The organism is Acidihalobacter sp. (assembly GCF_037381185.1).
In the GTDB taxonomy this organism is placed as follows: Bacteria; Pseudomonadota; Gammaproteobacteria; order DSM-5130; family Acidihalobacteraceae; genus Acidihalobacter_A.
Genome location: NZ_JARRQY010000029.1, coordinates 1 through 15,427 on the forward strand (window position 1 = coordinate 1; position 15,427 = coordinate 15,427).

Sequence of the window (15,427 nt, forward strand, 5' to 3'; positions counted from 1 at the left end):
ACGTTGCGATGACGGTGTCGCTGATTGCGCCGATCGCGATGGAAGAGGGTCTTCGCTTTGCGATCCGCGAAGGTGGCCGCACCGTCGGTGCCGGCGTCGTGTCCAAAATCATCGAGTAACAGCCGGAAACGGATCAGATTTCAAGGGGCGCTGCTGCGCCCCCTGTTTGGAGTGTTGAGAGATGGCCGCTAGTCAAAGAATCCGTATCCGCCTGAAGGCGTTCGATCATCGTCTGATCGATCGTTCCGCCAGTGAGATCGTCGAGACCGCCAAGCGCACCGGCGCGCGGGTCAAGGGCCCGATCCCGCTGCCGACCCGCAAGGAGCGCTACACCCTGCTGATTTCGCCGCATGTGAACAAGGATGCACGGGATCAGTATGAACTGCGCACCCACAAGCGGCTGATGGATATTCTCGATCCCACGGACAAGACGGTTGACGCTTTGATGAAGCTCGATCTGGCCGCGGGCGTGGATGTGCAAATAAGGCTTAACTAAAGATCATTTATCTGTCATAATGCGCGGCTTTCCGTGGCCCGACAGGAAGTTCATCTGTCGGGCCACGTGATTAAGAACGGGAATGCGGGTTTGCCGCGCATGGAACTAGAGGTGGCGTGATGTCAATCGGATTGGTCGGACGCAAGCTGGGCATGACCCGCGTCTTTACCGAGGACGGCGTGTCCGTGCCGGTGACCGTGGTTCAGGCTGAGCCCAATCGGGTGACTCAGATCAAGACGCCTGAGGTCGATGGCTATGCCGCGCTTCAGATGACCGTCGGCGAGCGCAAGGGCTCGCGAGTCACCAAGCCGCTTGCCGGGCACTTTGCTAAGGCAAACGTGGCTGCCGGCCGCGGTTTGTGGGAGTCGCGTGTCGAGGCTGGCGAGCTTGATGGTGTCGAGCCGGGTGCGGAGTTCAGTGTCGGTCGTTTCGAGGTCGGTCAGATTGTCGACGTCGCGGGCGTGAGTAAGGGCAAGGGCTTTGCCGGAACTATCAAGCGGCATCATTTCCGCGGTCAGGATCGTACGCACGGCAACTCGCTGTCGCACCGCGTGCCGGGTTCGATCGGTCAGAACCAGACTCCGGGGCGCGTGTTCAAGGGCAAGAAGATGTCGGGGCAGATGGGTAACGTCCGGGTCACCGCGCAGAACCTTAAGGTCGTGCGCGTCGATGCCGAGCGCAACCTGCTTCTCATCAAGGGCGCCGTACCTGGCGCAGCAGGCGGTGATGTGATCGTGCGTCCTGCAGTCAAGCAGAAGGGTTAAGGACATGGAGCTTCAAGTTCACGGCAGCGGGAAGGCCATCAGCGTGTCCGATGCGCTGTTCGCTCGCGACTTCAATGAGCCGCTCGTGCACCAGGCTGTGGTCGCCTATATGGCGGCCGGTCGCGCCGGTACCAAGGCGCAGAAGTCGCGTGCCGAGGTAAGTGGCGGCGGCATCAAGCCCTGGCGCCAGAAGGGCACCGGTCGCGCGCGAGCCGGCAGCATTCGCAGTCCCATCTGGGTCGGTGGTGGACGCGCATTCGCGGCCAAGCCACGCAGTTACGCCCAGAAGCTGAACAAGAAGATGTATCGCGCCGCGATGCGTTCAATCTTCTCCGAGTTGGCGCGTCAGGAGCGCTTGGTCGTGGTCGATGCTTTTGATGTGGATGCCCCCAAGACCAGGGCCTTTCTGGCTGCACTCGACGGTGTTAGCGACGTGCGCAATGCGCTGGTCGTCGCGGCCGAGCCGAGCGAGGCTCTGTGGCTTGGCGCACGCAACGTGCCGCATGTGGACGTTAGCGACGTCGCTGGCCTGGATCCGGTGCGCCTGGTGGGCCACGAGCGCGTCATCGTAACAGTGGACGCGCTCAAGAAGATCGAGGAGTGGCTGGCATGAATCAGGATCGTTTGATGCAGGTGCTGGTTGCGCCGCACGTGTCCGAGAAGTCTGCCGGGATGGCGGAGGCTCAGGGGCAGCATGTGTTCAAGGTGGCGCCCGATGCCACCAAGCTCGAGATCAAGAAGGCGGTCGAGCTGATGTTCAGCGTCAAGGTTGCCGGTGTGCGTGTGGTGAACATGCCCGGTAAGCGCAAGACGTTTGGCCGTCGCCCGGGTCGGCGTAACGACTGGCGTAAAGCGTACGTGACCTTGGTCGAAGGCCAGGATATCGACTTCGGCGGCGCCGAGTAAGAGAGGTTAGCTAGTCATGGCAATCGTCAAAGCAAAGCCCACCTCCGCAGGGCGTCGTTTCCAGGTCCGAGTGACGCGCGAAGATCTGCACAAGGGTGCGCCGCACGCCCCTCTGGTGCAGAAGAAGTCGAAGAATGGCGGGCGTAACAATCAAGGCCGAGTGACCCAGCGGCATCAGGGTGGTGGGCATAAGCAGGCCTATCGCATCATCGACTTCAAGCGCGACAAGGACGGTGTGCCTGCTCGCGTCGAGCGGCTGGAGTACGATCCGAACCGCAGCGCGCATATCGCGCTGATACTGTACCGCGATGGTGAGCGCCGTTACGTTATCGCGCCCAAGGGCGTGAAGGCCGGCGATCAGCTGATGTCCGGTTCTGGCGCGCCGATCAAGGCGGGCAACGCGCTGCCGCTGCGCTCCATTCCGGTCGGTACTACCGTGCACTGTGTCGAGATGAAGCCCGGCAAGGGTGCTCAGTTGGTTCGCTCGGCGGGCGCTTCCGCTCAGATCGTGGCGCGTGAAGGCGCGTACGCTACGCTGCGCTTGCGCTCCGGTGAGATGCGTCGTGTGCCTGTCGAGTGCCGTGCCACGGTAGGCGAGGTCAGCAACTCCGCACACAGTCTGCGCAAGTTCGGCAAGGCTGGCGCGAAGCGCTGGATTGGTATTCGCCCGACGGTTCGCGGTACCGCGATGAACCCGGTCGATCACCCGCATGGCGGTGGTGAAGGTCGTAACTTCGGCCAGCATCCGGTCACCCCTTGGGGTGTCCCGACCAAGGGTTACAAGACCCGTAACAACAAGCGTACGGACAAGTACATCGTCCGTCGCCGGAACTCGAAGTAAGGGGTAGGCCAGTGCCACGTTCGATCAAGAAAGGTCCTTTTGTTGATCACCATCTGGTGAAGAAGGTCGACGAGGCGGTCGCGGCGAACAGTCGTCGCCCGATCAAGACCTGGTCGCGTCGCTCGATGATTCTGCCGCAGATGATCGGCTTGACCATCGCGGTTCACAACGGTCGCCAGCATGTTCCGGTGCTGGTGTCGGAAAACATGGTCGGGCACAAGCTCGGCGAGTTTGCGGCGACGCGTACCTTCAAAGGTCACGTGGCCAACAAGAAGGCGAAGTAAAGAGGTTGCCATGGAAGTCGCAGCAAGACTTAGGTACGCCCGAATCTCGCCCCAGAAGGCGAGGCTCGTGGCCGATCAGGTGCGTGGATTGCCGGTCGAGAAGGCCATCCAGCTTCTTACGTTCAGCTCCAAGAAGGCAGCCGGCATGATCCGCAAGGTTCTGGAGTCTGCCATTGCCAATGCTGAGCATAACGAGGGTGCAGACGTGGATGAGCTGAAAGTCAGCAGCATCTACGTCGATGAGGCGCCGACGCTCAAGCGTATGCATGCCCGCGCCAAAGGCCGCGGCAATCGCATCATCAAGCGCACGAGCCACATCACCGTCAAGGTCGGCGGGCGCTAAGGGAGCACGGGATTATGGGTCAGAAAGTACATCCGACAGGAATCCGTCTCGGCATCGCCAGCGACTGGACTTCGAAGTGGTACGCGCAGGGCCGCGCCTACGCCGATCTGTTGAACAACGATCTGGAAGTGCGCGATTTCATCAAGAAGAAGCTGGCGCACGCTTCGGTCAGCCGAGTGCAGATCGAGCGTCCGGCACGGGCAGCGGTGATCACCATTCACACTGCGCGTCCCGGTATCGTGATCGGCAAGAAGGGTGAAGACATCGAGGCGCTGCGCCGGGAAGTGGCTGCGCGCATGGGTCTTGAGGTCAATACCGTCAAGATCAACATCGAGGAAGTGCGCAAGCCCGAGACCGATGCGCAGCTCGTGGCCGAGGGTATTGCCCAGCAGCTCGAGAAGCGCATCATGTTCCGCCGAGCCATGCGCCGCGCCGTGGGCAACTCGATGCGACTCGGCGCCGTTGGCGTGAAAGTGAATGTCGCCGGGCGCTTGAACGGTGCTGAGATTGCGCGTTCCGAACGCTACCACGAAGGAAGCGTTCCGCTGCACACCCTGCGCGCCAACATCGATTACGGCTTTGCCGAGGCGCACACGACGTATGGTGTCATCGGTATCAAGGTCTGGATTTACAAGGGCGACGTGTTCGGTCCGGCCGCGGCACGTGGCGAAGCGCGCCAGGCGGCGGGTTGAGGAGTAGACGATGCTGCAGCCGAAAAGAACCAAGTTCCGCAAGCAGTTCAAGGGGCGCAACCGCGGGCTGGCCACGGTCGGCAATGCGGTCAGCTTTGGTGAGTATGGCCTGAAGGCGTTGGATCGTGGGCGTATCACGGCTCGACAGATCGAGGCTGCGCGTCGAGCCATGACCCGCCACATCAAGCGTGGTGGCAAGATTTGGATCCGCGTGTTCCCGGATGTGCCGGTCACCAAGAAACCGCTTGAGGTTCGCCAGGGTAAGGGTAAGGGTAACGTCGAGTACTGGGTCGCGAAGATCCAGCCCGGCAAGGTCCTTTACGAAATGGAAGGCGTGAGTGAAGAGATCGCCCGTGAGGCTTTCCGCTTGGCGGCTGCCAAACTGCCGATCAAGACCACGGTCGTGACCAGGACGGTGATGTGAGATGAAAGTCGCGGAGCTGCGTGAGAAGAACGTTTCCGAGCTGAACGACGAGCTGATCGAGTTGCGTCGTGCCCAGTTCAATCTGCGCATGCAGAAGGGTACCGGTCAGCTTTCCAAGCCTGACCAGGTTGGCAAGGTGCGCAAGGATATTGCTCGCATCAAGACGGTGCTGAACGAAAAGTCGCGTGCAGGTGAGACGGCATGAGTGAGGAAACGAAGGTCCAGCGATCGGTTGTCGGTCGCGTGGTGAGCGACAAGATGGACAAGACGGCCACCGTGCTGATCGAGCGTATGGTTCGCCACCCGGTGTACGGCAAGTACATCCGGCGTTCGACCAAGCTGCACGTCCATGATGAAGACAACAGCTGCCGCATCGGCGATACGGTTCGTATCAGCGAGGCGCGTCCGCTGTCGAAGACGAAGTCCTGGACGCTCGTCGAAGTCGTCGAGCGCGCTCAGTAAGCGCTGACAGCCTAGGAAGACAGCCATGATTCAGATGCAGACAGTTTTGGATGTTGCCGACAACAGCGGCGCGCGCCGGGTACAGTGCATCAAGGTGCTCGGTGGCTCCCATCGCCGCTATGCGAATGTGGGCGACATCATCAAGGTGAGCGTGAAAGACGCGATTCCGCGCGGCAAAGTGAAGAAGGGCGACGTTTACAATGCCGTCGTCGTTCGCACTGCGCACGGCGTGCGCCGTCCCGATGGCTCCAAGATCCGCTTTGACGGTAATGCCGCGGTGTTGCTGAACACCCAGCTGCAGCCGATCGGTACGCGTATCTTCGGACCGGTGACGCGCGAGCTGCGGTCCGAGCGGTTCATGAAGATCATCTCGCTCGCACCTGAAGTGCTCTGAGCGGCGGAGGCAGTCATGCAAAGAATTCGCAAAGGCGACGACGTCACCGTCATCGCGGGTAAGGACAAGGGCCGGCGCGGCACTGTGCTCAGCGTGCTGAGCAACGGCAAGCTGCTGGTCCAGAACGTCAACATGATCAAGAAGCACCAGCGCGGCAACCCGCAGCAGGGTACGCAGGGTGGCATCATCGAGAAGGAAGCGCCTATCCAGGCCTCCAACGTGATGTTGTACAACCCCGCGACCGGTCAGGGCGACCGCGTTGGGTTCCGGGTACTTGAGGACGGCCGTAAGGTGCGCTTCTTCAAGTCGAACAATGAAGTGGTAGACGCGTAAGGTAGCGGCGATGTCCAGGCTAAAGGAAGTTTACAGGGAGCAGATCGTTCCGCAGCTGATGGAACGCTTCAAGTACCAGAGCGTCATGCAGGTGCCGCGGATCGAGAAGATCACGCTCAACATGGGTTTGAGCGAGGCGGTTGCTGACAAGAAGGTGGTCGAGAACGCGCTCAGCGATCTGAGTCTCATCAGCGGTCAGCGCGGCGTTGCGACCTACGCGCGCAAGTCGATCGCTGGCTTCAAGATCCGAGACGGTTGGCCGATCGGTGCGAAGGTGACTCTGCGCCGCGAGCGTATGTACGAGTTCCTGGATCGTCTGGTCAGCGTGGCGCTGCCGCGTGTGCGTGACTTCCGTGGCGTGAACCCCAAGTCCTTCGACGGGCGCGGCAATTTCAGCATGGGCGTCAAAGAGCAGATCATCTTTCCGGAGATCGATTACGACAAGCTCGACGCGCTGCGCGGCATGGATATCGTTGTCACGACCAGCGCGCGCACCGACGAGGAGGCGCGTGAGCTGCTTGCCGCCTTCAACTTCCCTTTCCGGACCTGAGGCGAGAGAGTTACATGGCCAAGACTTCGATGATCGAGCGCGAGCGCAAGCGCAGCAAGCTGGTTGCCCGCTACGCTGAGAAGCGTGCCGCGCTGAAGGCACTGATCAACAATCCCGATACGGGTCACGAGGAGCGTCTCGAGGCGGTCGTCGCACTGCAGAAACTGCCCCGTGATTCGAGCCCGGTGCGCCAGCAGAATCGCTGCCGTTTGACCGGTCGTCCGCACGGCTACTACCGCAAGTTCGGCCTGAGCCGCAACAAGCTGCGTGAAGCGACGATGCGCGGTGACGTGCCCGGCCTCAAGAAAGCGAGCTGGTAAAGAGGAATTCTGGAATGAGCATGACGGATCCGATCGCGGACATGCTGACCCGCATTCGCAACGGGCAGCAGGCGCACAAGGCAGAAGTGAAAATGCCGGCGTCCAAGTTGAAGCAGGCCATTGCGGCCGTGCTCAAGGACGAGGGCTATATCGACGACTTCGCGGTGAACGACGAGGTCAAGCCGACGATGACCGTGACCCTGCGTTACTACCAGGGCAAGGGCGTAATTGAGCGTCTCGATCGCGTGAGCCGTCCGGGACTGCGCATCTACAGGGCGCACGACGAGCTGCCGCGGGTGATGAACGGTCTTGGCGTCGCGATCGTTTCGACGTCGAAGGGTGTCATGAGCGACCGTGCGGCGCGTGCGGCCAATCAGGGCGGCGAAGTCATTTGCGTCGTGGCCTAACGGGGACAAGACGATGTCGAGAGTTGCAAAGAATCCGGTGAAGATCCCGAAGGGGGTCTCGGTGACTGTCGAGGGAAACACCATCAAGGCCAAAGGCCCGAAGGGTGAGGGCGTCCAGGTTCTGCACGACGACGTCGTCGTGCGTGAAGAGGACGGCACCCTGGTGTTCGCCCCGCGTGATGAAAAAGTCGAGGGCATGTCCATGGTTGGTACCATGCGTGCCCTGACCCAGAACCTGGTGACGGGTGTCGGTAGCGGCTACGAGAAGAAGCTCGAGTTGGTCGGCGTCGGTTATCGTGCGCAGGCTCAGGGCAAGGTGCTTAACCTGACCCTGGGTTTCTCGCACCCGGTGGAATATGCGGTGCCGGAAGGCATCACGATCGAGACCCCGAGTCAAACCGAGGTCCTGGTCAAGGGCGCCGATCTGCAGCAGGTCGGTCAAGTGGCTGCGGAGATTCGCGCGTATCGTCCGCCCGAGCCCTACAAGGGCAAGGGCGTCAAGTATGCGAACGAACGGATTATCCGCAAGGAAGCCAAGAAGAAGTAGGTCCGCAGACATGGAAAAGAAAGAAGCCCGGCTGCGCCGCGCCAAGCGCGCACGCATGAAAATCCGCGAACTGGGTGTGGCGCGTCTGTGCATACATCGCACTCCGCGGCACATTTACGCCCAGGTGATCGCGCCCAATGGCTCGGAAGTCATCGCGAGTGCTTCGACCGTTGAGCCCGACGTGCGCGGCGAACTCAAGGGCACCGGCAACATCGAGGCCGCTGCGGCCGTCGGTCGGCTGATCGCGGATCGCGCGTCGGCCAAAGGCGTCAGCAGCGTCGCCTTCGACCGTTCGGGGTTCCGCTACCACGGTCGTGTTAAGGCGCTCGCCGATGCGGCGCGCGAGAACGGACTTCAGTTCTAGGAAGGCAGGCGATGGCAACGAATATCGAGAGCTCTACGAGCAACGACGGCCTGCAGGAAAAGCTGGTCGCAGTCAACCGCGTGGCGAAGGTGGTCAAAGGCGGCCGTCAGTTCGGCTTCACCGCGCTGACCGTGGTCGGTGACGGCAACGGCCGCGTCGGCATGGGGTACGGCAAGGCCCGCGAGGTGCCGGCCGCGATTCAGAAGTCGCTGGAGAAGGCGCGCAAGAACATGATCAAGGTCGCGCTGCACGACGGTACTTTGCACTACGCTTCCATGGGCCGTCACGGTGCGGCGAAGGTGTATATGCAGCCGGCTTCGGAAGGTACCGGCGTGATCGCCGGCGGTGCGATGCGCGCCGTGTTCGAAATGGTCGGCGTACGCAACATCCTGGCCAAGTGCATCGGCACGCGTAACCCGGTTAACGCGATTCGCGCGACGCTGAACGGCCTGCAGGCGATGAATTCGCCTGAGCAGATGGCCGCTAAGCGCGGCAAGTCGGTCGAAGAGATTCGAGGCTAAGACCATGGCGAACGACAACAAGCGTATCCGCGTGACCCTGCTGCGCAGCCTCATCGGGCGGGCTAAGTCCCACCAAGCGTGCGCTCGTGGTTTGGGTCTGCGCCGCATCCGGCACACCGTTGAAGTGGCCGACACGCCCGAGAACCGGGGCATGGTGAACAAGATCAGCTATATGCTGAAGGTCGAGGAGGCCTGAGATGCGCCTTAACACGCTCAAGCCCGCTGCCGGCAGCCGTCCCGATAGCGTCCGAGTCGGCCGCGGTATCGGTTCCGGTCTCGGCAAGACCGCAGGCCGCGGTCACAAGGGTCAGCATTCGCGCAGCGGCGGCTATCGCAAGGTCGGCTTTGAGGGCGGTCAGATGCCCATGCAGCGTCGTCTGCCGAAGGTCGGCTTCCGCTCGCGTATGGTTGGCAACACCGCTGAAGTGCGTCTGCACGAGTTGGCGAAAATCGACGGCGTGGTCGATCTGGCTGCACTGATTGCGGCCGATGTCGTGCCGCAGCAGACCAAGCGCGCGAAGGTGATCGCCTCCGGCAAACTGGAGACCGCGGTGACCGTGCGCGGCCTGGCGCTGACCGCGGGTGCCAAGGCGGCGATCGAAGCTGCCGGCGGCAAGGTCGAAGACGTCTGACATGGCGGCGGCCGGTGCGAGTATGGGGGCCGGCGGCCTGGCGACGCTCGGGCGCTTTGCGGAGTTGCGCAAGCGCCTGGTGTTCCTGATCCTGGCATTGGTGGTATACCGCATCGGAACTTTCATTCCGGTGCCGGGGATCAATCCCGATGCCATGGCGCGCTTTTTCGCTCAACACAGCGGCTCCATTCTGGGCATGTTCAACATGTTCTCAGGCGGTGCTTTGCAGCGTTTGAGTGTGTTCGCACTAGGTGTGATGCCTTACATCTCTGCATCGATCATCATTCAGCTGCTGACCTCGGTTGTGCCGACGCTCGAACAGCTGAAAAAGGAAGGTCAGGCGGGCCAGCGCAAGATCACGCAGTACACCCGCTATGCCACGGTCGCGCTGGCAACGTTCCAGGCGATCGGCGTTTCGGTGGCTTTGGAAGGGCAGCAGGTCGGCGGTATGTCCGTCGCGATCAATCCGGGTATAGGCTTCATCTTCACTGCGACCGTGACACTGGTTACCGGCACGCTGTTTCTGATGTGGCTGGGCGAGCAGATTACCGAGCGCGGTCTGGGCAACGGTATTTCGATGATCATCTTCGCCGGCATCGTCGCGGGTCTACCGAATGCGGTGGGCGGTACGCTGGAACTCGCCGGTACTGGTGAACTCTCGCCTGCGACGATCATTCTGTTGATCGCACTGGCGATCGTGGTCACCGCTTTCGTGGTGTTCGTTGAGCGCGGCCAGCGGCGGATTACGGTGAATTATGCGAAGCGTCAGGTTGGCAGAAAGGTCTATGCGGCCCAGTCCAGCCACCTGCCGCTGAAATTGAACATGGCCGGCGTGATTCCGCCGATTTTCGCTTCGAGTATCATTTTGTTCCCTGCGACACTGGGGCAATGGTTCGGGCGAACGGACGGCATGCGCTGGCTGCAGGATCTGTCGACCACGCTGGCGCCCGGGCAGCCGCTGTATGTGCTGTTCTACGCTGCGGCGATCATTTTCTTCGCGTTTTTCTACACCGCGCTGGTGTTCAATTCGCGGGAGACGGCCGACAACCTAAAGAAGGCGGGTGCCCTGATTCCCGGCATTCGCCCCGGCGAGCAGACCGGCCGGTATATAGACGGAGTCATGACGCGGTTGACGGCGGTAGGCGCAATCTACATCACGCTGGTCTGTCTGCTGCCGGAGTTTCTGATTCTGTACTGGAACGTGCCGTTCTATTTTGGCGGCACCTCCCTGCTGATCATCGTTGTCGTGGTGATGGACTTCATGGCGCAGGTACAGGCGCACATGATGTCTCATCAGTACGAGGGCCTGATGAAAAAAGCGAACATGAAGGGCGGTCGCGGCGGCGCGTTGCGCTGAAGGGCCCCGTGTAGAGGATGAAGAGATGAAGGTTCGTGCGTCGGTTAAGAAAATCTGTCGTCACTGCAAGGTGATCCGTCGAAATGGCGTGGTGCGCGTGATCTGCACTGATCCGCGTCACAAGCAGCGGCAGGGTTGAAGAACACTATTGAAAAGGGCCGCTCCGGTGCGTACAATGCGCCGTTTTCGGTCTGCGTCTTGGAGACAACTAGATGGCACGTGTAGCTGGTGTCAATATTCCTGATCAGAAGCATACGGTGATCGCGCTGACCGCCATTTATGGTGTTGGCCTGACTCGCGCAAAGAATATCTGCGCAGCCACCGGCATTCAGCCCGAGGTGAAGATCAAGGATCTCACCGAGGCTGAACTTGAGGCCCTGCGTCAGGCGGTCGGTCAGTATGCTGTGGAGGGCGACCTGCGTCGTGAGGTCAGCATGCAGATCAAGCGTCTGATGGACCTCGGCTGCTACCGCGGCCTTCGTCATCGTCGTGGCTTGCCTGTGCGCGGACAGCGTACTCGCACCAATGCGCGTACCCGTAAGGGCCCGCGTAAGCCCATTCGTAAGTAAACCTATTTCACGGACGTTTCAAGGCATATGGCTAAGGCTCCGGCATCGCGTACGCGCAAGAAGGCGAAGCGCGTCGTCACTGACGGCGTGGCGCACATCAACGCCTCTTTCAATAATACTCTTGTCATGATCACCGACCGCCAGGGCAACGCCCTGTGCTGGGCGACTTCCGGTGGTTCCGGCTTCCGCGGCTCGCGCAAGAGCACGCCGTTCGCTGCGCAGGTTGCGGCCGAGCGTGCGGGCAACGCCGCAGCTCAGGAGTACGGGCTGAAGAACCTTGAAGTGCGTGTCAAAGGCCCCGGCCCGGGCCGCGAATCCGCGGTGCGAGCGCTGAACAACGTCGGTTTCAAGATCACCAGCATCAACGACGTGACGCCGATCCCGCACAACGGTTGCCGGCCGCCTAAGCGCCGTCGCGTGTAAGGAGTCAGGACGATGGCAAAATATATTGGCCCCAAGTGCAAGCTGAGCCGACGCGAAGGCACCGACTTGTTCCTCAAAAGTCGTGCGCGTGGTTTGGAGTCCAAGTGCAAGCTGGATAAAATCCCCGGACAGCATGGCGATCGTCGCACGCGTCTGTCGGATTACGGCGTGCAGTTGCGCGAGAAGCAGAAGCTGCGCCGCATTTACGGCGTGCTGGAACGTCAATTCCGGAACTATTTCAAGAAGGCCGCGCAGCAGAAGGGTTCGACGGGTGAAAATCTCCTCAAGCTGCTTGAGGGGCGCCTGGACAACGTGGTTTACCGCATGGGTTTCGCGGTTACCCGCGCCGAAGCCCGGCAGCTGGTGAGCCATCGTGCGATCACGGTCAACGGTACCGCGGTTAACATTCCGTCCTATCAGGTTTCCGCGAATGACGTGGTCGCCGTGCGTGAGCGCGCCAAGAAGCAGACCCGCATCCAGGATGCGCTGAGCCTCAGCGAACAGTTGGGTGTGCCCGGCTGGATGGAAGTCGACGCGAAGAAGATGGAAGGCGTGTTCAAGGCGCTGCCCGAGCGCTCCGACCTCCCGGCCGAGATCAACGAATCCCTGGTCGTCGAGCTTTACTCGAAGTAAGCCCGTCGGCATTACGTCGATCACAAGAGGTTCAAGATGCAGGCAAACGAATTGCTCAAGCCGCGTCATATCGACGTCCAGGCAATTTCACCGAATCACGCCAAGGTGGCCCTGGAGCCGCTGGAGCGTGGTTTCGGCCATACGCTGGGCAACGCTCTGCGCCGTATTCTGCTGTCGTCGATCCCCGGCGCTGCCGTCGTGGAGGCAGAGATCGAAGGTGTGCTGCATGAGTACACGGCGCTCGAAGGCGTGCAGGAAGACGTCGTCGAGATCCTTCTCAACCTGAAGGGTATCGCGATTCAGATGCAGGGCCAGGACCAGGCCGTGGTGACCCTCAAGAAACAGGGGCCAGGCGTGGTAACCGCCGGTGATATCGCGCTGGCCAATGACATGGAAATCGTTAATCCCGACCATGTCATCGCGCATCTCACCCAGGGTGGAGAGGTCAACATGACGTTGACCGTGGCACGTGGGCGCGGCTATCAGCCGGCGGCTACCCGCCGTGGCGCAGACAGTGAAGATCGCGCCATCGGGCGTCTGTTGCTGGACGCCAGCTTCAGTCCGATTCGGCGCGTCGCATATTCGGTGGAGCGTGCTCGCGTCGAGCAGCGTACCGACCTCGATCGGCTGGTCATCGAACTCGAGACCAATGGCACGGTGGACCCCGAAGAGGTGATTCGCCGCGCAGCGACGATTTTGCAGAGCCAGCTCGAAGTGTTCGTCGATCTGCAGGGCGAGGAACGCGGCGCCGCGCCGGCCAGCAAAGTCGAAATCGATCCGATTCTGCTGCGTCCTGTCGACGAGCTGGAGCTTACCGTTCGCTCTGCCAACTGCCTGAAGGCGGAGAACATCTTCCACATCGGCGATTTGATCCAGAAGACCGAGGTGGAGCTGCTCAAAACACCGAATCTGGGCAAGAAGTCTCTGACCGAAATCAAGGACGTGCTCGCGCAGCACGGCTTGTCGCTCGGCATGAAGCTGGATAGCTGGCCGCCGGCCGGTCTCAAGGATCAGAAGGCCTCGGCCTGAAGCGTTAGGAACTGAGTCATGCGTCATCGCAATAGTGGAAGACAACTGAGCCGTAACAGCTCGCACCGAAAGGCGACCCTTCAGAGCCTTTCCATTGCCCTGCTGCGCAACGAGGTCATCAAGACCACGCTGCCCAAGGCGAAGGAACTTCGCCGTGTCGCAGAACCGTTGATCACCCTGGCCAAGGAAGACAGCGTCCATCGTCGTCGCTTGGCGTTCAGCCGTCTGCGCGATAAAGCAGTCGTCGGTAAGCTGTTTGGTGAGCTTGGTCCGCGCTACCAGGCGCGTCCCGGTGGTTACCTGCGCATTCTCAAGTGCGGTTTCCGCGCCGGTGACAACGCTCCGATGGCGTTGGTCGAGCTTGTGGATCGTCCCGAGGCCGAGTGAGTTCAAGATAGTTAAGGTAGTTGATGAAAAAGGCCGGGCATGTCCCGGCCTTTTTCGTTTCCGCTTCCGGCGCATTTCGGGCGGTTTGAATGAGCATACATTTGATCACCGATTTTGGTTTGAAAGGCCCCTATACCGGTCAGGTCCTGGCGCGTTTGTACACTGAGGCGCCGGAGGTTGCTGCGTTCAGTCTGCTCGCGGATGCACCCGCGTTCGATCCACGCCACAGCGCTTATCTCGTAGCTGCATACGGCAGGGATGTCGCGGTAGGCGATGTATTGCTGTGCGTCGTCGATCCGGGTGTTGGGACGGAGCGCGTCGGCATCGTCTTGAACGCCGATGGGCGCTGGTTCGTCGGACCCGACAACGGTTTGTTGGAAGTGGCGGCGCAACAGGCCGAAAAAGTGAGCTGGTGGCTCCTGAATTCACCAGCGCTTGGTACGTCGAACACTTTCCATGGCCGGGATTGGTTTGCACCGGCCGCGGCCGCGATCGCCAGCACAGGCGATGTGCACGGAACGCGCTGCGACGGACCTCCGGCTGGGCAGCGAGGGTGGCCGACTGATCTGGCCGAAGTCGTCTACATCGATCATTACGGCAACGCTATGACGGGGCTTCGCGCACGCGAAGTGCCAGCAGATTGCGATTTGGATATTGATGGTACCCGTATAGGGCCGGGCCGCATATTTGCCGCTGGGGCGCCAGGTCAGCCGTTTTGGTATCCGAACTCGAATGGTTTGGTCGAGATTGCGGTCAACCGAGGGCGTGCCGATGCGATCGATGGCATAGAGGTCGGTGCTGTCGTTGGATGCTTGTAGCGTTGAGAGGAAACTGTTCGTCGCTAGTCGGGATTAGGCGCTGGAGTCCAGCCATAAGAAAATATCCGTTTGAGCGAAAACGCCTTCATTGTTTTAAACTTCTAGTGGGCTGCTGTAGCGCTATGAGTCTGTCGCTGTCCTCGCCGGTTGCAGAGCGCAGTTTCGCCGATAGCGCCCAGGCAGGTCTTAATAAGAAAACCCTACGGCTTGCGGATCGTGCCAGAAGTGAGCATGTGACGGGCTGCAGCATGTCGATCTCCAGGACAACACGAATAATGATCAACGAGTTCGCGTTCGGTTTCACCGCCTCCTAGAAATACAGCGGACGGCGCAGACGCGCGCGAGGGGAACACAATGGACGATCACTACACCTTCGAGGACTATCCAGGGTTCGTTGCCCTGCTTCGCCAGCTATGCAAGAAGAAACGCAGTGGCATGCTGTTCGCCGCCACCAATGCGAACCAGATGGCGCGCATCGAATTGCAGCATGGGAAAATCAGCGATGTCAGCTTCATGCACAAGCGCGGCAGCGTGGCTCTTTCCCTGTTGACGCGGATACAGGCGGGGCGGGCGCGATTTTCCGAGGGTGTGCTCAGCGAGTCGAATGCGCAGCGCGAACCGTTGCCTAAGTCCGAAGACATTCTCGACTATCTCGACAATGCCTCTGCGCAGGCCACCGCGCCACCAACCGCGACTGGGACTGGCAAATGCTCTGCGACTACTCTGGAACCAACTGATCGCGAGGTGTTGGAAGCCCTGATGGCCGAATACATCGGTCCGGTGGCCGGAGTGATATGTGAGGAACATTTCGCCTCTGGCGTGGACCTCGACAGCACGGTGGCAGCGCTGGCCGCGGAAATCGGTGACCGCGAGCGCGCCGAGCGTTTCGTTGAGCAGGTGAGGGGACGGTTGGGGCCTAGGCTCTAGCCCT

30 protein-coding genes and 1 pseudogene are annotated in these 15,427 nt (G+C 60.9%); all 31 read left to right on the forward strand.

All coding sequences use genetic code 11. The features are described from left to right. Positions 1–119, forward strand: a pseudogene (locus P8014_RS11130) (elongation factor Tu); the annotation flags it as partial. Between the two features lie 62 nt (positions 120–181). Beyond that, positions 182–496 carry a 30S ribosomal protein S10 gene (rpsJ, locus tag P8014_RS11135; protein ID WP_337817397.1) on the forward strand — a complete coding sequence of 105 codons (315 nt, stop codon included), beginning with the start codon at positions 182–184 and terminating at the stop codon, positions 494–496. Between the two features lie 119 nt (positions 497–615). After that, positions 616–1,260 (forward strand): 50S ribosomal protein L3, encoded by a 645-nt coding sequence (gene rplC / locus P8014_RS11140; protein ID WP_337817398.1) that lies wholly within the window; start codon positions 616–618, stop codon positions 1,258–1,260. Positions 1,261–1,264: 4 nt separating this feature from the next. Continuing rightward, positions 1,265–1,873 carry a 50S ribosomal protein L4 gene (rplD, locus tag P8014_RS11145; RefSeq protein WP_337817399.1) on the forward strand — a complete coding sequence of 203 codons (609 nt, stop codon included), beginning with the start codon at positions 1,265–1,267 and terminating at the stop codon, positions 1,871–1,873. Next, entirely contained in the window at positions 1,870–2,166 is a 297-nt protein-coding gene (gene rplW / locus P8014_RS11150; RefSeq protein ID WP_337817400.1) for a 50S ribosomal protein L23, read from the forward strand. The genes rplD and rplW overlap by 4 nt, the downstream gene beginning before the upstream one ends. Positions 2,167–2,182: 16 nt before the next feature. After that, positions 2,183–3,007, forward strand: coding sequence for a 50S ribosomal protein L2 (rplB, locus tag P8014_RS11155; RefSeq protein WP_337817401.1), 825 nt, complete (start codon positions 2,183–2,185; stop codon positions 3,005–3,007). Between the two features lie 11 nt (positions 3,008–3,018). Next, positions 3,019–3,291: a 30S ribosomal protein S19 gene (gene rpsS / locus P8014_RS11160; RefSeq protein WP_337817402.1), complete on the forward strand. Its 273-nt coding sequence runs from the start codon at positions 3,019–3,021 to the stop codon at positions 3,289–3,291. 10 nt (positions 3,292–3,301) lie between these two features. Beyond that, entirely contained in the window at positions 3,302–3,634 is a 333-nt protein-coding gene (rplV, locus tag P8014_RS11165; protein ID WP_337817403.1) for a 50S ribosomal protein L22, read from the forward strand. Between the two features lie 14 nt (positions 3,635–3,648). After that, positions 3,649–4,326 (forward strand): 30S ribosomal protein S3, encoded by a 678-nt coding sequence (gene rpsC, locus P8014_RS11170; protein WP_337817404.1) that lies wholly within the window; start codon positions 3,649–3,651, stop codon positions 4,324–4,326. A gap of 10 nt (positions 4,327–4,336) precedes the next feature. Further along, complete coding sequence (gene rplP, locus P8014_RS11175) at positions 4,337–4,750, forward strand: 50S ribosomal protein L16 (RefSeq protein WP_337817405.1); 414 nt, start codon at positions 4,337–4,339, stop codon at positions 4,748–4,750. 1 nt (position 4,751) lies between these two features. Further along, a complete protein-coding gene (rpmC, locus tag P8014_RS11180) occupies positions 4,752–4,955 on the forward strand; it encodes a 50S ribosomal protein L29 (protein ID WP_337817406.1) in 204 nt (67 codons plus the stop codon). After that, on the forward strand, positions 4,952–5,212 hold the full coding sequence (gene rpsQ, locus P8014_RS11185; RefSeq protein ID WP_337817407.1) for a 30S ribosomal protein S17: 261 nt from the start codon (positions 4,952–4,954) through the stop codon (positions 5,210–5,212). Before rpmC ends, rpsQ begins: the two co-directional genes overlap by 4 nt. Before the next feature lie 25 nt (positions 5,213–5,237). Beyond that, complete coding sequence (gene rplN, locus P8014_RS11190; RefSeq protein ID WP_337817408.1) at positions 5,238–5,606, forward strand: 50S ribosomal protein L14; 369 nt, start codon at positions 5,238–5,240, stop codon at positions 5,604–5,606. Positions 5,607–5,621: 15 nt separating this feature from the next. Continuing rightward, on the forward strand, positions 5,622–5,939 hold the full coding sequence (rplX, locus tag P8014_RS11195; protein WP_337817409.1) for a 50S ribosomal protein L24: 318 nt from the start codon (positions 5,622–5,624) through the stop codon (positions 5,937–5,939). 10 nt (positions 5,940–5,949) lie between these two features. Then, on the forward strand, positions 5,950–6,489 hold the full coding sequence (gene rplE / locus P8014_RS11200; protein WP_337817410.1) for a 50S ribosomal protein L5: 540 nt from the start codon (positions 5,950–5,952) through the stop codon (positions 6,487–6,489). Positions 6,490–6,503: 14 nt separating this feature from the next. Beyond that, complete coding sequence (gene rpsN, locus P8014_RS11205; protein WP_337817411.1) at positions 6,504–6,809, forward strand: 30S ribosomal protein S14; 306 nt, start codon at positions 6,504–6,506, stop codon at positions 6,807–6,809. A gap of 14 nt (positions 6,810–6,823) precedes the next feature. After that, positions 6,824–7,216, forward strand: a complete 393-nt coding sequence (gene rpsH / locus P8014_RS11210; RefSeq protein WP_337817412.1) for a 30S ribosomal protein S8 — start codon at positions 6,824–6,826, stop codon at positions 7,214–7,216. A 13-nt stretch (positions 7,217–7,229) separates the two neighbouring features. Beyond that, positions 7,230–7,763, forward strand: coding sequence for a 50S ribosomal protein L6 (gene rplF, locus P8014_RS11215; protein ID WP_337817413.1), 534 nt, complete (start codon positions 7,230–7,232; stop codon positions 7,761–7,763). A gap of 10 nt (positions 7,764–7,773) precedes the next feature. After that, on the forward strand, positions 7,774–8,127 hold the full coding sequence (gene rplR, locus P8014_RS11220) for a 50S ribosomal protein L18 (RefSeq protein ID WP_337817414.1): 354 nt from the start codon (positions 7,774–7,776) through the stop codon (positions 8,125–8,127). 11 nt (positions 8,128–8,138) lie between these two features. Continuing rightward, on the forward strand, positions 8,139–8,648 hold the full coding sequence (rpsE, locus tag P8014_RS11225) for a 30S ribosomal protein S5 (RefSeq protein WP_337817415.1): 510 nt from the start codon (positions 8,139–8,141) through the stop codon (positions 8,646–8,648). A 4-nt stretch (positions 8,649–8,652) separates the two neighbouring features. Beyond that, on the forward strand, positions 8,653–8,844 hold the full coding sequence (rpmD, locus tag P8014_RS11230) for a 50S ribosomal protein L30 (RefSeq protein ID WP_337817416.1): 192 nt from the start codon (positions 8,653–8,655) through the stop codon (positions 8,842–8,844). 1 nt (position 8,845) lies between these two features. After that, the gene (rplO, locus tag P8014_RS11235) at positions 8,846–9,280 is read left to right on the forward strand and encodes a 50S ribosomal protein L15 (RefSeq protein WP_337817417.1); all 435 of its coding nucleotides are present in this window, start codon (positions 8,846–8,848) and stop codon (positions 9,278–9,280) included. 1 nt (position 9,281) lies between these two features. Further along, positions 9,282–10,637 (forward strand): preprotein translocase subunit SecY, encoded by a 1,356-nt coding sequence (secY, locus tag P8014_RS11240; RefSeq protein ID WP_337817418.1) that lies wholly within the window; start codon positions 9,282–9,284, stop codon positions 10,635–10,637. Between the two features lie 25 nt (positions 10,638–10,662). Next, entirely contained in the window at positions 10,663–10,776 is a 114-nt protein-coding gene (gene rpmJ / locus P8014_RS11245; protein WP_337817419.1) for a 50S ribosomal protein L36, read from the forward strand. Positions 10,777–10,849: 73 nt separating this feature from the next. Beyond that, positions 10,850–11,206: a 30S ribosomal protein S13 gene (gene rpsM, locus P8014_RS11250; RefSeq protein WP_337817420.1), complete on the forward strand. Its 357-nt coding sequence runs from the start codon at positions 10,850–10,852 to the stop codon at positions 11,204–11,206. A gap of 27 nt (positions 11,207–11,233) precedes the next feature. Next, entirely contained in the window at positions 11,234–11,629 is a 396-nt protein-coding gene (rpsK, locus tag P8014_RS11255) for a 30S ribosomal protein S11 (RefSeq protein ID WP_337817421.1), read from the forward strand. 12 nt (positions 11,630–11,641) lie between these two features. Beyond that, positions 11,642–12,262: a 30S ribosomal protein S4 gene (rpsD, locus tag P8014_RS11260; RefSeq protein WP_337817422.1), complete on the forward strand. Its 621-nt coding sequence runs from the start codon at positions 11,642–11,644 to the stop codon at positions 12,260–12,262. 36 nt (positions 12,263–12,298) lie between these two features. Then, a complete protein-coding gene (gene rpoA / locus P8014_RS11265) occupies positions 12,299–13,291 on the forward strand; it encodes a DNA-directed RNA polymerase subunit alpha (protein WP_337817423.1) in 993 nt (330 codons plus the stop codon). A gap of 18 nt (positions 13,292–13,309) precedes the next feature. Beyond that, positions 13,310–13,678, forward strand: a complete 369-nt coding sequence (gene rplQ, locus P8014_RS11270) for a 50S ribosomal protein L17 (protein ID WP_337817424.1) — start codon at positions 13,310–13,312, stop codon at positions 13,676–13,678. 89 nt (positions 13,679–13,767) lie between these two features. After that, complete coding sequence (locus P8014_RS11275) at positions 13,768–14,496, forward strand: SAM-dependent chlorinase/fluorinase (protein ID WP_337817425.1); 729 nt, start codon at positions 13,768–13,770, stop codon at positions 14,494–14,496. 354 nt (positions 14,497–14,850) lie between these two features. Then, entirely contained in the window at positions 14,851–15,423 is a 573-nt protein-coding gene (locus P8014_RS11280; RefSeq protein WP_337817426.1) for a hypothetical protein, read from the forward strand. The last annotated feature ends 4 nt before the right edge of the window (positions 15,424–15,427 follow it).

Excerpts from the sequence above, each read along its gene's own strand:
- secY (WP_337817418.1), top strand. The coding sequence starts at position 9,282 with ATGGCGGCGGCCGGTGCGAGTATGGGGGCCGGCGGCCTGGCGACGCTC.
- rplC (WP_337817398.1), top strand. The coding sequence starts at position 616 with ATGTCAATCGGATTGGTCGGACGCAAGCTGGGCATGACCCGCGTCTTT.
- rpmJ (WP_337817419.1), top strand. The coding sequence starts at position 10,663 with ATGAAGGTTCGTGCGTCGGTTAAGAAAATCTGTCGTCACTGCAAGGTG.
- rplR (WP_337817414.1), top strand. The coding sequence starts at position 7,774 with ATGGAAAAGAAAGAAGCCCGGCTGCGCCGCGCCAAGCGCGCACGCATG.
- rplD (WP_337817399.1), top strand. The coding sequence starts at position 1,265 with ATGGAGCTTCAAGTTCACGGCAGCGGGAAGGCCATCAGCGTGTCCGAT.
- rplE (WP_337817410.1), top strand. The coding sequence starts at position 5,950 with ATGTCCAGGCTAAAGGAAGTTTACAGGGAGCAGATCGTTCCGCAGCTG.
- rplF (WP_337817413.1), top strand. The coding sequence starts at position 7,230 with ATGTCGAGAGTTGCAAAGAATCCGGTGAAGATCCCGAAGGGGGTCTCG.
- rpsC (WP_337817404.1), top strand. The coding sequence starts at position 3,649 with ATGGGTCAGAAAGTACATCCGACAGGAATCCGTCTCGGCATCGCCAGC.
- rplN (WP_337817408.1), top strand. The coding sequence starts at position 5,238 with ATGATTCAGATGCAGACAGTTTTGGATGTTGCCGACAACAGCGGCGCG.
- rpoA (WP_337817423.1), top strand. The coding sequence starts at position 12,299 with ATGCAGGCAAACGAATTGCTCAAGCCGCGTCATATCGACGTCCAGGCA.
- rpmC (WP_337817406.1), top strand. The coding sequence starts at position 4,752 with ATGAAAGTCGCGGAGCTGCGTGAGAAGAACGTTTCCGAGCTGAACGAC.
- rpsN (WP_337817411.1), top strand. The coding sequence starts at position 6,504 with ATGGCCAAGACTTCGATGATCGAGCGCGAGCGCAAGCGCAGCAAGCTG.
- P8014_RS11280 (WP_337817426.1), top strand. The coding sequence starts at position 14,851 with ATGGACGATCACTACACCTTCGAGGACTATCCAGGGTTCGTTGCCCTG.
- rplW (WP_337817400.1), top strand. The coding sequence starts at position 1,870 with ATGAATCAGGATCGTTTGATGCAGGTGCTGGTTGCGCCGCACGTGTCC.
- rplB (WP_337817401.1), top strand. The coding sequence starts at position 2,183 with ATGGCAATCGTCAAAGCAAAGCCCACCTCCGCAGGGCGTCGTTTCCAG.
- rpsD (WP_337817422.1), top strand. The coding sequence starts at position 11,642 with ATGGCAAAATATATTGGCCCCAAGTGCAAGCTGAGCCGACGCGAAGGC.
- rpmD (WP_337817416.1), top strand. The coding sequence starts at position 8,653 with ATGGCGAACGACAACAAGCGTATCCGCGTGACCCTGCTGCGCAGCCTC.
- rplP (WP_337817405.1), top strand. The coding sequence starts at position 4,337 with ATGCTGCAGCCGAAAAGAACCAAGTTCCGCAAGCAGTTCAAGGGGCGC.
- rpsM (WP_337817420.1), top strand. The coding sequence starts at position 10,850 with ATGGCACGTGTAGCTGGTGTCAATATTCCTGATCAGAAGCATACGGTG.
- rpsH (WP_337817412.1), top strand. The coding sequence starts at position 6,824 with ATGAGCATGACGGATCCGATCGCGGACATGCTGACCCGCATTCGCAAC.
- rplO (WP_337817417.1), top strand. The coding sequence starts at position 8,846 with ATGCGCCTTAACACGCTCAAGCCCGCTGCCGGCAGCCGTCCCGATAGC.
- P8014_RS11275 (WP_337817425.1), top strand. The coding sequence starts at position 13,768 with ATGAGCATACATTTGATCACCGATTTTGGTTTGAAAGGCCCCTATACC.
- rpsK (WP_337817421.1), top strand. The coding sequence starts at position 11,234 with ATGGCTAAGGCTCCGGCATCGCGTACGCGCAAGAAGGCGAAGCGCGTC.
- rplX (WP_337817409.1), top strand. The coding sequence starts at position 5,622 with ATGCAAAGAATTCGCAAAGGCGACGACGTCACCGTCATCGCGGGTAAG.
- rpsE (WP_337817415.1), top strand. The coding sequence starts at position 8,139 with ATGGCAACGAATATCGAGAGCTCTACGAGCAACGACGGCCTGCAGGAA.
- rplQ (WP_337817424.1), top strand. The coding sequence starts at position 13,310 with ATGCGTCATCGCAATAGTGGAAGACAACTGAGCCGTAACAGCTCGCAC.
- rpsJ (WP_337817397.1), top strand. The coding sequence starts at position 182 with ATGGCCGCTAGTCAAAGAATCCGTATCCGCCTGAAGGCGTTCGATCAT.
- rplV (WP_337817403.1), top strand. The coding sequence starts at position 3,302 with ATGGAAGTCGCAGCAAGACTTAGGTACGCCCGAATCTCGCCCCAGAAG.
- rpsQ (WP_337817407.1), top strand. The coding sequence starts at position 4,952 with ATGAGTGAGGAAACGAAGGTCCAGCGATCGGTTGTCGGTCGCGTGGTG.